16 protein-coding genes and 3 tRNA genes are annotated in these 16934 nt (G+C 72.7%); 5 read left to right on the forward strand and 14 right to left on the reverse strand.

Annotated elements, in window-relative coordinates; genetic code table 11:
• Positions 1 to 17: 17 nt before the first annotated feature.
• From FHX44_RS13275 to FHX44_RS13305, 7 genes are all read right to left on the reverse strand, one after another.
• A complete protein-coding gene (locus FHX44_RS13275; RefSeq protein WP_212612454.1) occupies positions 18 to 569 on the reverse strand; it encodes a YbaK/EbsC family protein in 552 nt (183 codons plus the stop codon).
• Positions 566 to 877, reverse strand: a complete 312-nt coding sequence (locus tag FHX44_RS13280; protein WP_147256087.1) for a DUF2516 family protein — start codon at positions 875 to 877, stop codon at positions 566 to 568. The genes FHX44_RS13275 and FHX44_RS13280 overlap by 4 nt, the downstream gene beginning before the upstream one ends.
• A 145-nt stretch (positions 878 to 1022) precedes the next feature.
• Positions 1023 to 1763: a Tim44 domain-containing protein gene (locus tag FHX44_RS13285; protein ID WP_147256088.1), complete on the reverse strand. Its 741-nt coding sequence runs from the start codon at positions 1761 to 1763 to the stop codon at positions 1023 to 1025.
• Between the two features lie 5 nt (positions 1764 to 1768).
• On the reverse strand, positions 1769 to 2155 hold the full coding sequence (locus FHX44_RS13290; protein WP_147261146.1) for a helix-turn-helix domain-containing protein: 387 nt from the start codon (positions 2153 to 2155) through the stop codon (positions 1769 to 1771).
• Between the two features lie 178 nt (positions 2156 to 2333).
• Complete coding sequence (locus FHX44_RS13295) at positions 2334 to 3584, reverse strand: DUF445 domain-containing protein (RefSeq protein WP_212612984.1); 1251 nt, start codon at positions 3582 to 3584, stop codon at positions 2334 to 2336.
• A 269-nt stretch (positions 3585 to 3853) separates the two neighbouring features.
• The gene (locus FHX44_RS13300; protein WP_147256089.1) at positions 3854 to 4387 is read right to left on the reverse strand and encodes a hypothetical protein; all 534 of its coding nucleotides are present in this window, start codon (positions 4385 to 4387) and stop codon (positions 3854 to 3856) included.
• Positions 4388 to 4759: 372 nt separating this feature from the next.
• Positions 4760 to 4963 carry a cold-shock protein gene (locus tag FHX44_RS13305; protein ID WP_142059975.1) on the reverse strand — a complete coding sequence of 68 codons (204 nt, stop codon included), beginning with the start codon at positions 4961 to 4963 and terminating at the stop codon, positions 4760 to 4762.
• A gap of 288 nt (positions 4964 to 5251) precedes the next feature.
• Here FHX44_RS13305 and FHX44_RS13310 point away from each other — a divergent pair, with 288 nt between their 5' ends.
• Positions 5252 to 6181, forward strand: coding sequence for an acyl-CoA desaturase (locus FHX44_RS13310; protein WP_147256090.1), 930 nt, complete (start codon positions 5252 to 5254; stop codon positions 6179 to 6181).
• A 306-nt stretch (positions 6182 to 6487) separates the two neighbouring features.
• Positions 6488 to 7162, forward strand: a complete 675-nt coding sequence (locus FHX44_RS13315) for a hypothetical protein (RefSeq protein WP_147256091.1) — start codon at positions 6488 to 6490, stop codon at positions 7160 to 7162.
• A gap of 56 nt (positions 7163 to 7218) precedes the next feature.
• On the opposite strand, the gene FHX44_RS13320 is transcribed toward FHX44_RS13315, so the two are convergent.
• The 5 genes from FHX44_RS13320 to FHX44_RS13340 all read right to left on the reverse strand — a co-directional run bounded on the left by FHX44_RS13320 (position 7219) and on the right by FHX44_RS13340 (position 10857).
• Positions 7219 to 8541: a GGDEF domain-containing protein gene (locus FHX44_RS13320; RefSeq protein ID WP_147256092.1), complete on the reverse strand. Its 1323-nt coding sequence runs from the start codon at positions 8539 to 8541 to the stop codon at positions 7219 to 7221.
• Positions 8542 to 10191: 1650 nt separating this feature from the next.
• Positions 10192 to 10268 (reverse strand) — tRNA-Phe (locus tag FHX44_RS13325).
• A 32-nt stretch (positions 10269 to 10300) separates the two neighbouring features.
• A tRNA-Asp gene (locus FHX44_RS13330) sits at positions 10301 to 10374 on the reverse strand.
• 31 nt (positions 10375 to 10405) lie between these two features.
• A tRNA-Glu gene (locus FHX44_RS13335) sits at positions 10406 to 10478 on the reverse strand.
• 145 nt (positions 10479 to 10623) lie between these two features.
• Positions 10624 to 10857, reverse strand: coding sequence for a hypothetical protein (locus tag FHX44_RS13340; protein ID WP_147256093.1), 234 nt, complete (start codon positions 10855 to 10857; stop codon positions 10624 to 10626).
• A 258-nt stretch (positions 10858 to 11115) separates the two neighbouring features.
• On the opposite strand from FHX44_RS13340, the gene FHX44_RS13345 reads away from it, so the two are divergent.
• Complete coding sequence (locus tag FHX44_RS13345) at positions 11116 to 11496, forward strand: hypothetical protein (RefSeq protein WP_147256094.1); 381 nt, start codon at positions 11116 to 11118, stop codon at positions 11494 to 11496.
• 30 nt (positions 11497 to 11526) lie between these two features.
• Here the strand turns inward: FHX44_RS13345 and FHX44_RS13350 are convergent, their stop codons facing one another.
• Together FHX44_RS13350 and FHX44_RS13355 are read right to left on the reverse strand one after the other, a co-directional pair.
• Entirely contained in the window at positions 11527 to 12717 is a 1191-nt protein-coding gene (locus FHX44_RS13350; protein WP_147256095.1) for a PQQ-like beta-propeller repeat protein, read from the reverse strand.
• Positions 12718 to 12791: 74 nt separating this feature from the next.
• Positions 12792 to 14093 carry a GDSL-type esterase/lipase family protein gene (locus tag FHX44_RS13355; RefSeq protein WP_147256096.1) on the reverse strand — a complete coding sequence of 434 codons (1302 nt, stop codon included), beginning with the start codon at positions 14091 to 14093 and terminating at the stop codon, positions 12792 to 12794.
• A gap of 244 nt (positions 14094 to 14337) precedes the next feature.
• On the opposite strand from FHX44_RS13355, the gene FHX44_RS13360 reads away from it, so the two are divergent.
• The gene (locus FHX44_RS13360) at positions 14338 to 16215 is read left to right on the forward strand and encodes a propionyl-CoA synthetase (protein ID WP_147256097.1); all 1878 of its coding nucleotides are present in this window, start codon (positions 14338 to 14340) and stop codon (positions 16213 to 16215) included.
• A 150-nt stretch (positions 16216 to 16365) separates the two neighbouring features.
• Complete coding sequence (locus FHX44_RS42760) at positions 16366 to 16896, forward strand: hypothetical protein (RefSeq protein ID WP_212612455.1); 531 nt, start codon at positions 16366 to 16368, stop codon at positions 16894 to 16896.
• The last annotated feature ends 38 nt before the right edge of the window (positions 16897 to 16934 follow it).

Genomic DNA, 16934 nt, shown 5'->3' on the forward strand with positions numbered 1-16934 from the left:
GGACGGCGCGCGCGTTCCTACCGGCCGAGGCCCTCGATGACCTCGGCGCCGGGCAGCCGGGCCGCCAGCTCGCCGGGCAGGGCGAGCTTGGAGCCCCGGACGCCGCTGCCGATCACGACGGCGGGGGCGGCCGCGACCGCGGAGTCGACGAGGAGCGGCCAGCCCTCGGGCAGGCCGATCGCCGTGATCCCGCCGTATTCCATGCCGGTGAGCTCCACGGCGTCGTCCATCGGGGCGAACGAGGCCTTGCGGGCGTTCAGCCGCTTGCGGACCAGCCCGTTGACGTCGGCGCGCGTGGTGGCGAGCACCAGGCAGGCCGCGTAGCGGGTGTCCTCGCCGCGGCGGCCCGCCACGACGACGCAGTTGGCCGATCGGTCGAGCGGCGAGGAGTACGCGGCGCAGAACTGCGCGGTGTCGGCGAGGCCGGGGTCGATCTCCGCGACGCCGACGAGCGCGGCGTCGGGCGGGTCGAGCGCCTTCAGCGCATGGGCGACCGGGTCACCGAGGAGGTCGGGCCGATCGAGTGCGGGGACTGCCTGCAGCGTGCCGAGGACGGACCAGTCGGTCACCAGCGCTGCCCACCACCTTGCACGCCGACCACGGCCGGCTTGACGTCGACGATGTAGACCAGCACCGCGACGAGCGCAGCCAGCCAGAACAGGGCTCCGCTTCCGAGCGGACCACGCTGGAAGACGATGAGCACCAGCGCGCTGGCTCCGGTGATGCCGAGCCACGCGGGCTTGGTGAGCTTGTCGGCCGCGGTGAACGCGTCGGCACGCTGCATCAGAGCATGGACGAAGGCGTATCCGCCGACCGGGATGGCGAGTAGCCAGATGGCCCACAGCACCCAGTTGTCGAGGTTATACAGCAGGCTCACACGACCAGACTACGTGTGATCACGGCCGAGGCACATCCCCGGGACGGTTCAGCGGTCGCTGACACCCGGCCACTGACAAGCGCAGATGAGCACACCGGCGCCCCCGAGGCACGGGAGTCCTCGGGGGCGCGGGCGGTACGCAGCGTCAGCTGCTGGACTTCGAACCGTTCGCCGAGTTGGTCCGGCGGGCGGCCGGCTTGCTCACACCCGACGCGGTCTCCGGCTTCGGGGCCGTCCGGTTGGCGGCCCGACGGGTGGTGCTGCGCGTCTCGCGCGCGGCCTCGGTGCCTGCCTCCGAGATCGTCTCGGCGGCCTCGGCGCCGGCCTGGGCGACGGTCTTCGAGGCGTCCTTGCTCGTCTCGGTGACCGTCGAGGCGGTGCGACCGCTGAAGCGCTGCGTGGCCTTGGCGATCCGCTCCCCGGTGGACCGGGTCTGCGTGCTGACGGCGGCGAGGGCCTTCTCGGTGGCGTCGCGCGCGTCGTCGACGATGTCGTCGACCCGGGAGTCGAGCTTGCCGGTGTAGGCCTCGAGGCGCGCGAGGGCCTCCTTGACCTGCGGCTGCTTGCGGATGCGGCCCCACGTCTGCTCGCCCTGCTCGGCGAACCCGGCGTACGCCTTGCCGGCCTGCTCACGCAGCTCGGCGACGGTCTTGCGCAGCTCCTCGCCGTTCAGGTGCTGCGGCAGCTCGGCGACCCGGTGCTGCACGCCCTCGGCCTGGGTGCGGGCGGCGACGACGGCCTTGGAGACGGCGCTGACGGCCCGCTCCCCTGCGCCCAGGACGGCGAACAGCGGCGTGCGCGCGGCCTCGGCGCGCTCCGCGGCGGCCTTGGCCGCGTCGTGGCGGGCCTTGCGAACGTCGGCGGTGGTCGGAAGGTCCACGGCCATGGTGATCACTCCTCTGGTGGCGACGAGTCGTGCTCCCGCCTGAATGACTGGTAGATGTCCAGGAGCACCTGCTTCTGGCGCTCCGTCAGGCCCGGATCGGCGAGCACGGCGTCGGTGACGGCGCTCGCGGGCTTCTCTTCGAGGATCCCGGCCTTCACGTACAGGGCCTCCGCGGAGATCCGCAGACCCTTCGCGATCTGCTGGAGGATCTCGGCGGACGGCTTGCGCAGCCCCCGCTCGACCTGGCTGAGGTAGGGGTTGCTGACGCCGGCGGCGCGTGCGAGCTGACGCAGCGACACCTGCGCGCCCTCCCGCTGGCTGCGGATGTAGGCGCCGATGTCGTCGACGGCCTGGCCGACGGCGTGCCCCGCTTGCTCGACCACGTGGCCCACCTGCTCGACCGCGTGCCCGACGCGTTCTCCGGGGCCGTCGCCCGGCCGGGAGGGCTGCTCCGTCGCTGCCACTCGCGCTCACCTCCGTGCGTCCCCACCGAAGCTACGCCGCAGTGCTAGCTCTTGCAAGCACCCTGCTTGCGCAGGTGAATGACGCTGCCCACACCCATTCGGGGTTTCAGCCGCCGAACGCCAGCTGCCCCACCGTGTAGATGACGAGCCCGGCCAGCGAGCCGACGACCGTGCCGTTGATGCGGATGAACTGCAGGTCGCGCCCCACCTGCAGCTCGACCTTCCGAGAGGTCTCCTCCGCGTCCCAGCGCTCGACGGTGTCGGTGATCAGCGTGGTGATCTCGCCGCGGTAGTGCCGCACCACGTAGCCGGCGGCCTCGGCGAGCCAACCGTCGACCTTCGCCCGCATCTCGGCGTCGGTGGTGAGCCGGGTGCCGAGCGCCACGAGTCCGTCGCGCACGCGGGTGCGCAGGGCACTGGACGGGTCGGCGGCCGCGTCGAGGATGAGCCCCTTCACGGTGCCCCATGCCTGGCCGATGAAGTGCTGGACGTCTGGATGGCCGACGATCTGGTGCTTGATCCGCTCGGCACGCTCGATGGTCTCCGCGTCGTTCTGCAGGTCAGCGGCGAACTCGACGAGGAACGTGTCGACGGCCTTGCGCAGCGGGTGCTCCGGGTCGGTCTTCACCGCCCACGCGAAGTTCTGCACCTCGAGGAAGACCCGATCGGCGATCAGGTCGTCGACGAACCGCGGCGACCACGCGGGGGCCCGGTCGTGCACGATCCGCAGCACCGTGTCGTGGTTGGCCGTGACCCAGTCGTAGGCCCGATCGCACACCAGGTCGACCATGCGGTGGTGGGCGCCGTCGGCGAGCACGCCCTGCAGCACCTTGCCCAGGGGCGGCCCGACCGGGCGTTCCATCAGCTTGCGGACCAGGACCTGCTCGATGACCTCCTGCACGGCGTCGTCGCGCAGGACGGTGACGACGCCGCGGGCCGCGGTGGCGAGCTCGGCGGTGACGCGGTCGGCGTTGGCCTCCTGGCCGATCCACGCGCCGACCCGGGAGGAGACCTCGACGCGCGCCAGCTTGTCGCGCACCACGTCCTCACTGAGGAAGTTCTCCCCGACGAAGTCGCCGAGGTTCTCACCGAGCGCGTCCTTCTTCGTGGGGATGATCGCCGTGTGCGGGATGGGCAGCCCCAGCGGGCGCCGGAACAGGGCGGTGACGGCGAACCAGTCGGCGAGTGCACCGACCATGCCGGCCTCGGCCATCGCACGGACGTAGCCCACCCAGGTCGGGCCGTCGTTCACCTCCCACCAGCGCGCCAGCAGGAAGATCACCGTTGCGACGAGGAGCAGGCCGGTGGCCAGCGCCTTCATCTTGCGCAGGTCCTGAGCTCGCGCTGCGGCGTCCATCCGCCCGAAGCCGAGCCCGACCTCGACGACCGCTCGCTTGGGCGCCGCGTCCGCGCGGGAGGACTGCGAGGTGTGCACCAACCCATAGTGCCCGGGATGGCTCTGGCCGGGGTCGGTGGTACTCCACCGACCCCGGCCACGTTCGTGGTGCGGCCGCGCTTCGTGGGAGGAGTGCCCCCTCGGGCGCCGCACCACCGGCGGCCCCGGTGTCCCCGGCGCGGCGCGACGAGCCGCGTCAACAGGGGCGAACCGGTCGCCGGCTGGCGGTCCTACATCACATCGAGTGAGGACCGCATCCCGACCGCCAATGCTCCGGCGGGCCGCTGGGCGCCCGGGTGCGCAGTCCGGTCGGCACGCCACCGCAGCGCATCCGCGGCGGCGTAGAGGATCGTCTCGGCTTCCGGGACCCGGTAGCCGGTGAGCGAGGGGGCGACGCGCCAGTGCACCCAGCCGTCCTGGACCTCGGACGGTGGCGCCAGCACGGCTGCCCCCGCGGTGTGCAGGACGACGCCGTCGACGCCACGGAGCTCCGCGGGGAGCACCGCGCCGGGAGTGACGGGGAACCACCACGCGCCCGTGGGCGTTGCGGCGATCGGCACCACGGAGCCGGTGCCGCGCATGTGGGCGCAGACCTGACGGCCGACGGCGGCCGGAACCTCGAAGACGTCCAGCGCGGTGCCGGTGACGAGCAGCAGCGCGGTGGGCGATGCCGCCACCACCGGCCAGCCGTGGTCATCGAATTCGTGCGCTGCCGCGCGGAGCTCCGCGCCGTACACCGCGCGGTAGCTGTCCCAGCCCGACATCTGATGACCTCCGTGCCACTCGTCTCGCTGTGCTTCGTGCCGCATTCCTGTGAGGCACAACACCGAGCATGACGCGCCGGGAACGGGTAGTGGAGCGGAGAGCGACGATCGCACCGAGTGCCGAGACGAGCGGGGATCACCGCTGAGGATGCACTCACTCACCGCCGGTGAACGGCAGGCGACCGGTTGGCGACCGAGGACCGACGGCCGGTGTCGACACCGTCAGACGGACGAAAACCGGTCGTCGACGCCCAGCGGCAGGGGCGGCAACACCCTGGCAACCACAGCAGTGCCGGAACAGGGGTGCCGGAAACACAGCGATGCCGGCGCCCCTGGGGGACGCCGGCACCGGTCGTGCAGGTCTGGGCTAGCTCAGATCGGGCGGACCGTGTCGGCCTGCGGACCCTTCGCGCCCTGGCTCGCTTCGAAGGAGACGCGCTGGTTCTCCTCGAGCGTGCGGAAGCCGTCCGACTGGATGGCCGAGTAGTGGACGAAGACGTCCGGACCGTTGTCGTCCGTGGCGATGAAGCCGAAGCCCTTTTCGGCGTTGAACCACTTGACGGTGCCCTGGGGCATACCTGTTCTCCATACGTGTAGCGGACCCTGCCGACTGTGTGCCGGCCGGGGGCTGCACGGGACCATCGCCGGACGAAGAGGATGCCCTCGAACGCCTGCGAAGCCCACCGTCACTCTCCACGGACGCTTCACAACGATCGAGGAAGACACGACTGCAACCGCCGGAGAACCTACCACGGCGGCGTGCTCCGAATGCAGGATTCGAGGTCGGAGTGGCAGGTCGAGCCCTCCGCGGGAGCCCGTCGTTGCCGTACCGTGATCTATCCACTCGGAGACAGAGGGAGTCCCATGACCGCTGCCGCGCAGCACCGGCCCGCCGTCGCCCCGCTCGTCGAGGGCCGCAAGACCGTCACCGAGCAGGCTCTCGTCGTCGCGTTCATGGTCGTGCCACTGCTCGCGCTGGCCGCGGCGGTCCCGCTGGCCTGGGGATGGGGTCTGAGCTGGCTGGACGTCGTGCTCGCCGTGTTCTTCTACTACCTCACCGGGCTCGGCGTCACGGTCGGGTTCCACCGGCACTTCACGCACAGCTCGTTCAAGGCGAAGCGGCCGCTGCGCATCGCGCTCGCGGTGATCGGCAGTACCGCCTTCCAGGGCGGTGTGATCGGCTGGGTCGCCGACCACCGCCGCCACCACGCCTTCTCCGACAAGGAAGGCGACCCGCACTCGCCGTGGCTGTTCGGCACCGGGCCGGCCGCGATGATCCGCGGGTTCTGGCACTCGCACATGGGCTGGATCCTTGGCCGCGATCGCACCAACGCCCGCCGCTTCGCCCCCGACCTGCTCGCCGACCGCGACATCGTGGCCGTCGACCGGCTCTTCCTCCCGCTGACGCTCGCCAGCCTCCTGGTCCCGGCGCTGATCGGCGGTCTCGTCTCGCTCTCCTGGTGGGGCGCGCTCACCGCCCTGTTCTGGGCCGGCCTGGTGCGGGTGGCCGTGCTGCACCACGTGACGTGGTCGATCAACTCGATCTGCCACATGTTCGGTGACCGGCCGTTCGCCGCGCGCGACCGCTCCGCGAACGTCTGGTGGCTCGCGGTGCTCTCGTTCGGCGAGTCGTGGCACAACCTCCACCACGCCGATCCCACATGCGCCCGCCACGGCGTCAAGCGCGGTCAGGTGGACATCTCGGCCCGGATCATCTGGTTCTTCGAGCGGCTCGGCTGGGCGCACTCCGTGCGATGGCCGACGACGCGTCGGCTGGCGCGACTGACCCGCTGACCCTGCGTCACCGAGCCGGCCGATTCCTGCACACGGTGTGACACCCGACCGGCCGGTGCGCCCCCGGCACGTATCCCAGGCGAACGAGCGATGAAACCGCTCGGCGTGTCGATCTTGCAATGCGCGTTCCGTGAGATGTCCACGCCGGTCGGCGACCGGCCAACCCCCACCGGGGACACCTGATCCGGCATCCGTGATCACCGATCGTTCCGGTACCCCGCCACGTCCAGGATCTTCCTCTGGTGTCACACCAGCCCCAGACGCATCATTCCGGGCGTTCTGTCCGTCCGATCTGGGGAGGCTCCGATGCGGAGTCGGAACGCAAGGACCCTGTCGATCACCGCCATGACCGCCGGGGTGCTCGTCGCCGGGCTCGGGACCTCTACGGCCCATGCCGCCGAGCCGCTGCCACCCGACGCCGTCGGGATGGGCACCGCCGCAACGCAGCCCGTACCCGCTGTCCCGACGGTGCCGCAGGCACCGCTCGACAACGTCCTGTCCGCCGTCGGCGACCTGCTCGGCGGGCTCCTGCAGGCACCTCCGCCGGCACCCGCGCTTCCCGCCGCCGCGCCGGGGGGAACGGTTGCACCGGCGTTGTCCGCCACGCTCTCCGTCCCGAGCGTGCCCGCCGCCGTGCTCGCCGGACCGGAGGCTCCGGCGCAGCTCCCGCAGCCGCCGTTGCCGGTGCCGACGCCGTCGCTGCCCGCCCCGCCGCCCCTTCCGGGCGTCCCAGCGCTCCCCGGCGCCGCGGGGCCGGGCGACCCCGCCGTGCCGGGCGTCCCCCAGCTACCCGATCCGCTGCCCACGCCCTCACTGCCCCCGCTCCCGGGTGCCGGCGCGCTTCCAGGTGCGGGCGCGCTTCCGCTGCCGCTCGGCGCGCCGGCCGCGGCCGTCCCCCAGAGCGAGCCGACCGAGTCCACCACCGTCGAGCCGACGGAGGAGCCCGAGGAGAGCGGCACGGCCGTGCCCAGCGACGGCTGAGCCATCTGCAGGTCGTGAGCGAATACGGGTGCCGGAGCACCCGTATCCGCTCCGCCTCAGGAGTGGTGGGGCGGGACGGGCCGCACGGCGCCGCTCGGGACGGCGTGCAGGCCCATGCGCACCGTGTTGCGTCCCGCTCGCTTCGCCGCGTACATGGCCGCGTCGGCCACCTCGAGCAGCTGGGCGAGGTCGGCGCCGTCGGCGGGGAACGAGGCGCCGCCGATCGAGACCGTGAGGTTGTCGACCACCACCCCGCCGCGCGCGTCGGGCACGTCGACCTGGATGTCGGCCACCCGCCTGCGGATGCGCTCGGCGACGGCGACGGCGGCGACCCGCCCGTCCTCGGCGTCGGTGCTCGGGAGGAGCACCACGAACTCCTCGCCGCCGAACCGCCCGACGAGGTCCTCGTCGCGCACTTCGGCGCGGACGGCGGCGGCGACCGCCGCGAGGACGTGGTCGCCCACGAGGTGGCCGTACTGGTCGTTGACCATCTTGAAGTGGTCGAGGTCGAGGACGAGCAGGCCGGCGCGGCCACCGGTGCGCTCGGCCCTGCGCAGCACGCGGACGGCCCGCACGTGCCACGCCGCTGCGTTCAGCAGGCCGGTCTTGCCGTCGACGCTCGCGGCCTCCTCGAGCTGCCGCACCAGGACGGTGCGATGCAGGACGATCAGCGGGGGCAGCACCAGCACCGCGTAGGCCGGGCCGAGCGCGCCCATGGCCCCGGCGGCGAGCGCCCCCATGGACAGCGTGGCGAACTCCAGCACGGCCTCGTCGCCGCGGGTGAGGACGTGGAGGAAGGTGGCGAGGTCGCGGTTCGGGCCGCTCAACACGATGACGGCGACGACCAGCACCATGTTGACGGCCGCGTAGGCGAGCAGCGCGAGCACCACCGCCGCCAGGCCCGGCAGGCTCTGGAACAGGGACGTGCGCTCCACCAACCCGGTGACGGCCGAGGCGGCCTGCACGGCGAGCACCACGGTGGCGGTGCTGTAGATGGCGCGGTGCGGAGGTATCCCGCCCCGCCACACCCGCGTGTAGAGGTGCCCGTAGATCCCGAGCACGACGAGGCTGGCGGCGGCCCCCGGCAACAGCGCGGCGGCCGCGAACGTCCAGACGGAGCTGAGGTCGATGTGCGGCGTCTCGTCCGAGCGGTGCCGCATGCGTTCGACGCCCAGCGAGGCCTCGGTGCTGAGCACCCCGGCCGCGACGAGGACAGCCACGACGAGTGCCCAGTTGTGCGGGAGCAGGGCGATGTCACGTGGGACGGAGGTGGCGAGGGTGCCGACCGCCAGCAGCTCGACGGCGAGGATCACGGCGAGGACCGGGACCGGCAGGGTCCAGACGGCCCACCGGGCCACCCCGCGTCGCGGCACTCGCATCCCCCTGAAACCTTTCACCGGGCGGTCATCGCATTCGATTGTCCCCCATCCGGGCGGATGGTAGCCGGATGGCGACCCTACGTCATCGGGCACTCGCCATGCACCGCCCCTTCGGGCGGCGCAACCGCCCATAACGGGTATGCGGTGTGTTCCCGCGGCGGGGACCCGAGGGCGACACCCAGCACTGAGGCGAGACTAACCGAGGCGTCTGAGCCCACCCCGGCGCTGTGACGCCGGTCATAACATGGCCGCGACGAGCGCTCAAATGTGTGTCGGACATGCCCGAGCAGGTCGGCGGTCGGTGGCGCGGCACAGGTCGGCGGCGGGCCTCGCCTCCGGTGCGCCGCGCAGGTCGACGGGTCGCGTGGCGGCGCGCATGTCGGCGGGCCGGGTGGCGGGGGACCGGGTCGCGGCGCGCAGGTCGGCGGGCCTCCAGCGCCCGCGCTCGGTAGGCCTCCAGCGCCCGCGCAGGTCGGTGGGCCTCCAGCGCCCGCGCAGGTCGGTGGGCCTCCGGTGGCGCCGCGCATCGTGCGGGGCCGCCCCTCACCTGTCAAGGGCGCCTCCGGCGTCGCTTCGCGATCGCTGCGCGACCCTTGACAGGCGAGCCTCTGCGACCCCTCGGGCAGGCTGCGCGGGCAGGCCAGGGGCCTGCCCTCTGGGCGCGCGGCGCCACCGGAGGCGGCTTCCCGGGCATGATCAGCGCTTCGGTGCGAGGACGGCGATATTCGGCCGCAAGCGTGCCGAGCTGCTGATCAAGCCACTGCACGCGTCCCTTCCGGGAGGCGGCTACACGGCCATGATCACCGGGTTGGCGCGACGACGGCGGTATCCGGCCGCCAACGCGCCGAGCTGCTGATCAAGGCTCTGCACGCGCCCCTCCCCGGAGGCGGCTGCACGACCATGATCACCGGCAGGGTGCGAGCACGGCCACATTTGGCCGGCAACGCGCCGAACTGCTGATCAAGCCCCCGCACGCGCCCCTCCCCGGAGGCGGTTGCGCGGCCATGATCACCGGCTGGGTGCGCGCCGAGCTGCTGATCAAGCCGCTCTACGCACCCTCCCCCGGAGGCGGCTGCACGGCATGATCACCGGGTTGGTGCGAGCACGGCCGCATTCGGCCGGGAACGCGCCGAACTGCTGATCAAGCCCCTGCACGCGCCCTTCCTCGGAGGCGGCTGCACGGCCATGATCACCGGCTGGGTGCGAGCACGGCCGCATTCGGCCGGGAACGCGCCGAACTGCTGATCAAGCCGCCGCGGAGTGCTCGGGCGGGCGCGCCCGCGGAACTCGCGCACCCCTTCTCCGCCCTCGCTCCCCTCGTCGGCCCACGCACCCCGTCGACGGGGTGCGTCAGAGCACACGGGGTGCGCGAGCCGACGCGGGGTGCGCCAGAGGCCACGGGGTGCGCGAGCCGACACGGGTGCGCCAAAGGTCACGGGATGCCGGAGCCGACACGGGTGCGCGAGCCAGTCTCGGGGTGGTCCGGGACGGCACCCACCGGCGGCCGAGGTATCGACGCGCCCAGCGGCGGGGCGTCCCAGGGGCGGAGCCCACCCGGGGTGGGGGTCTGGGGGTTTGACCCCCAGAAGACGGCCCACCAGCCCGATGGGGAAGCTGCGGCGAAGCGCAGCGAACATGCGAAGCCAGGGATGGTGGCCAGGGGCGGGGTCGAACCGCCGACCTACCGCTTTTCAGGCGGTCGCTCGTACCAACTGAGCTACCTGGCCGAGACCCGGTGTTTGCACACCGGGAAGTAAAGCGACCCAGACGGGACTCGAACCCGCGACCTTCGCCGTGACAGGGCGACGCGCTAACCAACTGCGCCACTGGGCCTTGCTTGTTCAGTTGTACCGCTGTCGAACAGTACCCCCAACGGGATTCGAACCCGCGCTGCCGCCTTGAAAGGGCGGAGTCCTAGGCCGCTAGACGATGGGGGCTTGGACCGAGGTCCCCGCCCGCAACGGCTGTCCGTTGGGAGCGGAACAAGCATAGGACAAGCCGGTCGCCTCCCAGAACCCGGGGGGTGCACCATCCGCCCGGAGCGGCTCCCGTGCAGGTGGGAGCGCTCCGGGCGGCCGGCGCTCAGCGCGTGACGGGCGGCGGGAGGTCCGGGTTGGCCGAGATCAGCCCGAGCATGTCGAGGAGCTGGCGGAGGTCCTCGGAGTCGGCCGAGTTGCGAGCCACCACCATCCGCGCCCGGTGCAGCTGCTCCTCGGACACGCGGTACGCGTCGGCCGCAGTGCGCTGGTTGGGGATCGACCCGCTCGATGTGAGCCGGTCCCCCCCGAGTTCCGTACGTGCGCTACCGATGGTCATCGACGCCTCCCCGTGCGGTCGCCAGCTCTCGTCGGCCATGCCGGGGGCGCCCATCCCGCGGACCGCGCCGTCCACCGGAAACCGGTTGCCATCACCCGTCCCGGGTACCCCACCCCGGATCGGAACGCCCCGCAGCCACCCCCGTGGCCGTGACCGGCACGTTACCTAAGACGGGGCGTCCGGTGCACCCCTCTTAGCGGGTGAGGGTCCGGACAGAGGATCACGCTGGGCACATCTGCCGCGCGTAGGCTGCCTGCCATGCCGCCCTCCGAACGGCCTCGCTCCCGCCATCGCGCGCCCGCGCCGGAACGTCGGGGCCCCGAGCCCGAGTCACCGGAGCCGGACCGCGAGCTCGACTCCTACCTCGCCGCGCTGAGCGGTGCGAGCGAGGAGCACCCCACGGAACTCACCGGCCGGTTCGGGTCTGCGCAGGTGTTCCAGCTCCGGCTGCCGGCGCTGCGCATCGAGCAGCTGCGCCGGATCGCCGCCGACCGGGGTGTCTCGCCCGGTGCGCTCGCCGTGGAATGGGTGATCGATCGGCTCAACCGCGAGGACACTCCCACCGGACCGCTCCCCCTCGTCGAGGACGACGACGAGCAGCCGAAGCGCCGTTTCCTCCCGAGGCTGGGCCGCCGCTGAGCCGATGTACCCGGGCGCTCCCCGCCCGTGTCAGGGGCCTGTGAGTGCGTGCAGCTCGCCGCCTGCGAGGAGGTAGACGTCGCGTCCACGTGCTGCGACCGGGGTGCCGGCGTCGTGACGCCAGAGCAGTTCGCCGGTGGCCGCGCCGTACGCGGACGTGGCCCCGTCGCGGACCGACAGGTACACGAACCCGTCCGTGCTGACGGCGGGCGAGGCGGGCTCGCCGGACGGGAGCACCGTCCAGACCAGCGTCCCGGACGCCGGATCGACGCCGTGGACGGCGGAAAGCCTGGCCCTGCTGGTACCCACCATCGTCTGGGCCACGAGCAACCCGCCGGCGAAGGCCACCGACGACACCTGCCAGTTCGCCCCCCAGCACCGACGGCCGGTGGCGGCGTCGATCACGACCAGACCGTTGTCCCGCACGACGACGAAGTCCTCGGTGGCTCCGAGCACCTCGGCGTTGATTCCGATGACGGGCGCGGTCCAGCGCACCGCTCCGGTTCGTATCTCGCGCGCGACGAGCCGCTCGTCCTGGCAGTAGTACGCGGCACCGGCTCCCGCCCCGACGCGCAGGGTCCCCACGAACTCGTACTGCTCGCTCGTCCAGAGCCGCGCACCCGTCGCGGCGTCGAGCGCGACGACCTTCATCGGGAACCCGAGCGGGTCGGTGGGAACACCTTCCTGCGCCACAGCCACGACCGTCCCGTGGCTGACGTCGATCGCATGGTTCACCGAGCTCGCGCGACGCATCTCCCAGACAGGGCGCCCGGTGGCCGCATCGAGCGCGCCGACGGCCTCGGCGTGGGCGAAGACCAGAACGCCGTCGCTGGGGACCACGTACCAGGCGTGGGTGGCGGCGGTCCACCGGACAGCACCCGTGGCGCCGTCCAGCGCGCGCACCACATCCTGATCACGGCACGCGTAGAGCGTCGTGTCGTCAGCCGCCCACGCCCCCACCGGCTCGTCGGCTTCTCCGAACGGCGCGCTCCAGCGCAGGTGCGGGACCCGCGGCGCGGACGGCGGTCGTGACGCGGAGAGCGCGGCCAGCCCGATCGCACCCGCGACCGCGGCAACGCCTCCGCCGAGAGCCGTGACCAGCACCGTCCGGCGGCTCGCACCGCGCCCCATCACACCTCCCCGAACCCGGTCGCCCAGCAGCGCGTGGAGCCGGGACGGCCCGGTCGCGGCCGGGCCCCGCATCCCGAGCGGTTGCACCACGGCGCCCGCGTCGGCAGCGGTGTCGACCTGATCATGATCACCGCGCGACGCGCAAGCGTACGACGGGGCCGTCGTCAGCGGTTCGAAACGAGCACCCGAGCAGGCGGGTTGCCCGCCAGGCACGGGCTGCCGGTGAACAGCGCGGGATCGACGGCGGCGGCCAGCGCGCGGTAGCCCGCGGCGGACAGGTGCAGGCCGTCGCCCGCGTCGAACGGCTGCGCGAGCCGGTCGGGGTCCGCGGGATCGGCCACCGCGGCGGCGAAGTCGAAGACGCCGTCGGCGTACGCGGGCCCGTGCTCGCGCACCCACGCGTTCAGCTCTCGACGCGCGGCCACGGCGGCCGGAGTGCCGTGCGCTCCGGCTGCGGAGGGCGTCACCGTGGTGAGGAACACCCGCTTCCCCGCGGCCCTGGCGCGCTCCGCGAAACGCTGCAGCCCGGCGGCGATGTCGGCGGCACTGCGGCCCGCCGCGATGTCGTTCGTGCCGATGCTCAGCACGACGTCGGTGGCGCCGCCGGCCGCGGCCACGTCGCGGTCGAACCGGGCGAGCGGGACATCGCCCTGTTGCGGCCCGGTGTCGGCGAGGAGGCGGTTCCCGGAGATGCCGGCGCCCAGAACGGCCATCGTGGTCGCCCCGCCTGCGTCGACGAGCTGCGTGCCGAGAACGTCCGGCCAGCTCTCCCCGGGCGCGGCGCCCATGCCATCGGTGATCGAGTCGCCGACCGCGACCACGGAGTTCTGCGGGCGCGGCGCGTACACGTCGATTCCGGTGAGCACCACCGAGGACGGCATCTGCGCCCCGAACGCGCCTGCGTCGCCGAACGTGACGTCACCGGGACCGGACAGGTACGCGGCCTGCATCACCGGGTGTTGGGTGAGCACCTGCGGCACCACCGGCAGGAACACGCTCACCGCGAGCGGGCTGCCCGCCTCCGCCACCAGCGGGACGGCGTCGCTCACGACCTCGGCACCCGGTGGGATCACGACGGCCTGCCGACCGCCGAACGGGACCGGCCGCGCCGTCCCGAGGATCAGGCCGGCCGCCCCGTCGGACCGGGCGGCGGTGACGGCTCCGACGGCGAGCGGGGTGGCGCCGTAGACGTTCGACAGCCGCAGCCGCACCTTCGAGCCGGTCACCTGCGGGTGCACGACCATCCGCACCGTGGCACCGCCCAGACCGGGCCGGGACGGACCCGGCTGGGCTGCGGCCTGCCAGCCGGTGACCCAGGTGGGCCGGCAGGCGCCGGCCTTGGCGGAGACGGGCAGGTACGACTCGTCGGTGGCGACCGCGAGGCCGATCGAGCCGGTGAGCGCCACCAGCACGGCGAGCGCGGAAGGCAGCCAGCCGCCGCCCCACCTGCGTCCGAACCCGATCACCGCGTCCCTCCATCCGTCGCCTGCCGTGATTGCTCAGCTACGCAACGTGGAACGAGCGCGACACCCCGCAGGTAGTCGGCCGAACGGGTGGTCACGCTACGTTGCGCTCATCCCGCAGCACTCCGCGTACCCGATGGAGGGGGATCTCACCACCCGGCCAGGTGGCCTTCGCGCAGGCCTGCGATCCGCTCCGGACACGGCCTAGTGTCACGGCCAGGGACCCCGAGGGCGAGGAGGCCGGCGGATGGGTGGATACGAGGACGTCTTCCGCGCCAGCACGGAAGATCCGGAGGGATTCTGGCTCGGTGCGGCGCAGGCGATCGACTGGCACGTGGCGCCCACCCGCGCGCTGGACGCATCCCGCCCGCCGTTCTACCGCTGGTTCCCCGACGGCGAGCTGAACGTCTGCCACAACGCCCTCGACCGGCACGTCGACGCGGGCCGCGGCGAGCAGGCGGCGTTGATCTACGACTCCCCCGTCACGGGCACCCGGCGCACCTACACCTACGCCCGGCTGCGCGACGAGGTGGCGCGCTTCGCGGGTGTGCTCGCCGGCCTCGGCGTCGGCCGCGGCGACCGCGTGGTGATCTACATGCCGATGGTGCCCGAGGCCGCGATCGCCATGCTCGCCTGCGCGCGGATCGGCGCCGTGCACTCGGTGGTCTTCGGCGGGTTCGCGCCGAAGGAGCTGGCCGTGCGCATCGACGACGCGGCGCCGTCGGTGATCGTCTCGGCGTCCTGCGGGATCGAGGGCAAGCGCGTGATCGAGTACAAGCCGCTGCTCGACGACGCGATCGAGCTCGCGGAGCGCAAGCCTGCGAAGCGCGTGATCCTGCAGCGCCCGCAGGCCGAGGCCGCCATGGGCCCCGACGACGTCGACTGGGCCGAGGCGATGGCGTCGGCCACGCCCGCCGACTGCGTGCCCGTCAAGTCCACCGACCCGCTCTACATCCTCTACACGTCCGGCACCACGGGGAAGCCGAAGGGCGTGGTGCGCGACGGCGGCGGTCACGCGGTGGCGCTGCGCTGGTCGATGCCCAACGTGTACGCCGTCGACGCGGGCGAGACGATCTTCACGGCGTCCGACGTCGGCTGGGTCGTCGGGCACTCCTACATCGTCTACGCGCCCCTGCTCACCGGGGCCACCACCGTGCTCTACGAGGGCAAGCCGGTGGGCACGCCCGACGCGGGCCAGTTCTGGCGGGTGGTCGCCGAGTACGGCGTGAAGAGCCTCTTCACCGCGCCCACCGCGTTCCGGGCGATCAAGAAGGAGGACCCGGACGGCGAGTTCACGCGCAAGCACGACATCTCGTCGCTGCAGTACCTCTTCCTCGCCGGCGAGCGCCTCGATCCGGAGACCCAGCGCTGGGCGTCGCAGCTGCTCCGCATCCCGGTGATCGACCACTGGTGGCAGACCGAGACCGGCTGGCCGATCGTCGCGAACCCCGCGGGCATCGAGCTCCTGCCGATCAAGCCCGGCTCACCGACCAAGCCGCTGCCGGGATGGGACGTGCAGGTCCTCGACCCTTCCGGCGCCCCGATGCCACCGGGTGCCGATGGCGCCATCGTCGTGAGGCTGCCGATGCCGCCCGGCTCGCTGCCCACGTTGTGGAACGACGACGACCGCTTCGTGGCGTCCTACATGTCCGCCTTCGACGGCTTCTACCTCACCGGCGACGGCGGGCACCTCGACGAGGACGGCTACCTCTACGTCATGGGCCGCACCGACGACGTGATCAACGTGGCCGGGCACCGCCTGTCCACCGGCGGGATGGAAGAGGTCCTCGCCTCGCACCCCGACGTCGCCGAATGCGCCGTGATCGGGGTGGCCGACCCGCTGAAGGGACAGGTCCCACGGGGGTTCGTGGTGCTCAAGGCCGGTGTCGAGCGTGACGAGGACGAGGTTGCGGCCGAGCTCGTGCAGCTGGTGCGCGACCAGGTCGGGGCCGTGGCGAGCCTCAAGGACGTCGCGGTCGTGGCCGCCCTGCCCAAGACCCGCTCCGGCAAGATCCTCCGCAAGACGATGCGCGGTATCGCGGACGGCGTCGACGAGCCGGTGCCGTCCACGATCGAGAGCGCCGAGGTGCTCGACGCGCTCCGCCCGGTGCTGCGTCGCGAGTAGCGGGGGGCGCTGTTCGCCGGACAGGACGGGGCGGGATGGAGCAATTCGTAGTCGGCCAGTAACGGATAGTGCTGCTGCGGAGCTAAACGTGCAGGCCGACGCTCCCCAACGGCGGCCGCTCCCCGCAGTACAGCGAGAGGACCCGCTCTCATGTCCGTTACCCGACGCACCCGGCTGTCCCTGATCGCCGCCGCAGCCAGCGGCGCACTAGTCGTGACGATGGCCGGCACCGCGCTGGCCTCCGAGGGTCTCGACCGCCCGAGCTGCGCCGACCTGGGCCTCCAGGACGCCGAGGCCGCCCTGGACGCGGTCGCCGCGCCCGAGCGGCTCCGGGTCGAGGACCTGTGCGAGTCGATCCCGGCCCTCCGGTCCAGCGGCGCCGCTGACGACGACCCCACGCCCGAAACCACTCCGGCGGCCGCCCCCGAGGAGGACGACGCCGACGGGGACGACGACGAGAAGGGCGACGCGGTCGGCGGCAGCGGCGACCGGGACTGCGCCGACTTCGACTCCCAGGCCGACGCGCAGGCCGCGTTCGAGGAGAGCGCGGGGGACGGCCCCGAGCGGCTCGACGCGGATGACGACGACATCGCCTGCGAGGACCACTTCGACACCGAGGACCAGCAGGTCGCGGTGTACCCGGAGGGCGGAGTGGCCACCGGCGGGCCTGCCCTGTCGTGACCGGCGCCCGTCTGCGAGCCGTGCTCGTGGGGGCCGCC

The organism is Pseudonocardia hierapolitana (assembly GCF_007994075.1).
Lineage (GTDB): Bacteria > Actinomycetota > Actinomycetes > Mycobacteriales > Pseudonocardiaceae > Pseudonocardia > Pseudonocardia hierapolitana.

Bases quoted from the DNA above. Each gene is read 5' to 3' on its own strand.
- FHX44_RS13315 (WP_147256091.1), top strand. From the start codon at position 6,488: ATGCGGAGTCGGAACGCAAGGACCCTGTCGATCACCGCCATGACCGCC.
- FHX44_RS13285 (WP_147256088.1), bottom strand. From the start codon at position 1,763: ATGGCCGTGGACCTTCCGACCACCGCCGACGTTCGCAAGGCCCGCCAC.
- FHX44_RS13305 (WP_142059975.1), bottom strand. From the start codon at position 4,963: ATGCCCCAGGGCACCGTCAAGTGGTTCAACGCCGAAAAGGGCTTCGGC.
- FHX44_RS13360 (WP_147256097.1), top strand. From the start codon at position 14,338: ATGGGTGGATACGAGGACGTCTTCCGCGCCAGCACGGAAGATCCGGAG.
- FHX44_RS13320 (WP_147256092.1), bottom strand. From the start codon at position 8,541: ATGCGAGTGCCGCGACGCGGGGTGGCCCGGTGGGCCGTCTGGACCCTG.
- FHX44_RS42760 (WP_212612455.1), top strand. From the start codon at position 16,366: ATGTCCGTTACCCGACGCACCCGGCTGTCCCTGATCGCCGCCGCAGCC.
- FHX44_RS13310 (WP_147256090.1), top strand. From the start codon at position 5,252: ATGACCGCTGCCGCGCAGCACCGGCCCGCCGTCGCCCCGCTCGTCGAG.
- FHX44_RS13340 (WP_147256093.1), bottom strand. From the start codon at position 10,857: ATGACCATCGGTAGCGCACGTACGGAACTCGGGGGGGACCGGCTCACA.
- FHX44_RS13345 (WP_147256094.1), top strand. From the start codon at position 11,116: ATGCCGCCCTCCGAACGGCCTCGCTCCCGCCATCGCGCGCCCGCGCCG.
- FHX44_RS13300 (WP_147256089.1), bottom strand. From the start codon at position 4,387: ATGTCGGGCTGGGACAGCTACCGCGCGGTGTACGGCGCGGAGCTCCGC.
- FHX44_RS13295 (WP_212612984.1), bottom strand. From the start codon at position 3,584: ATGGACGCCGCAGCGCGAGCTCAGGACCTGCGCAAGATGAAGGCGCTG.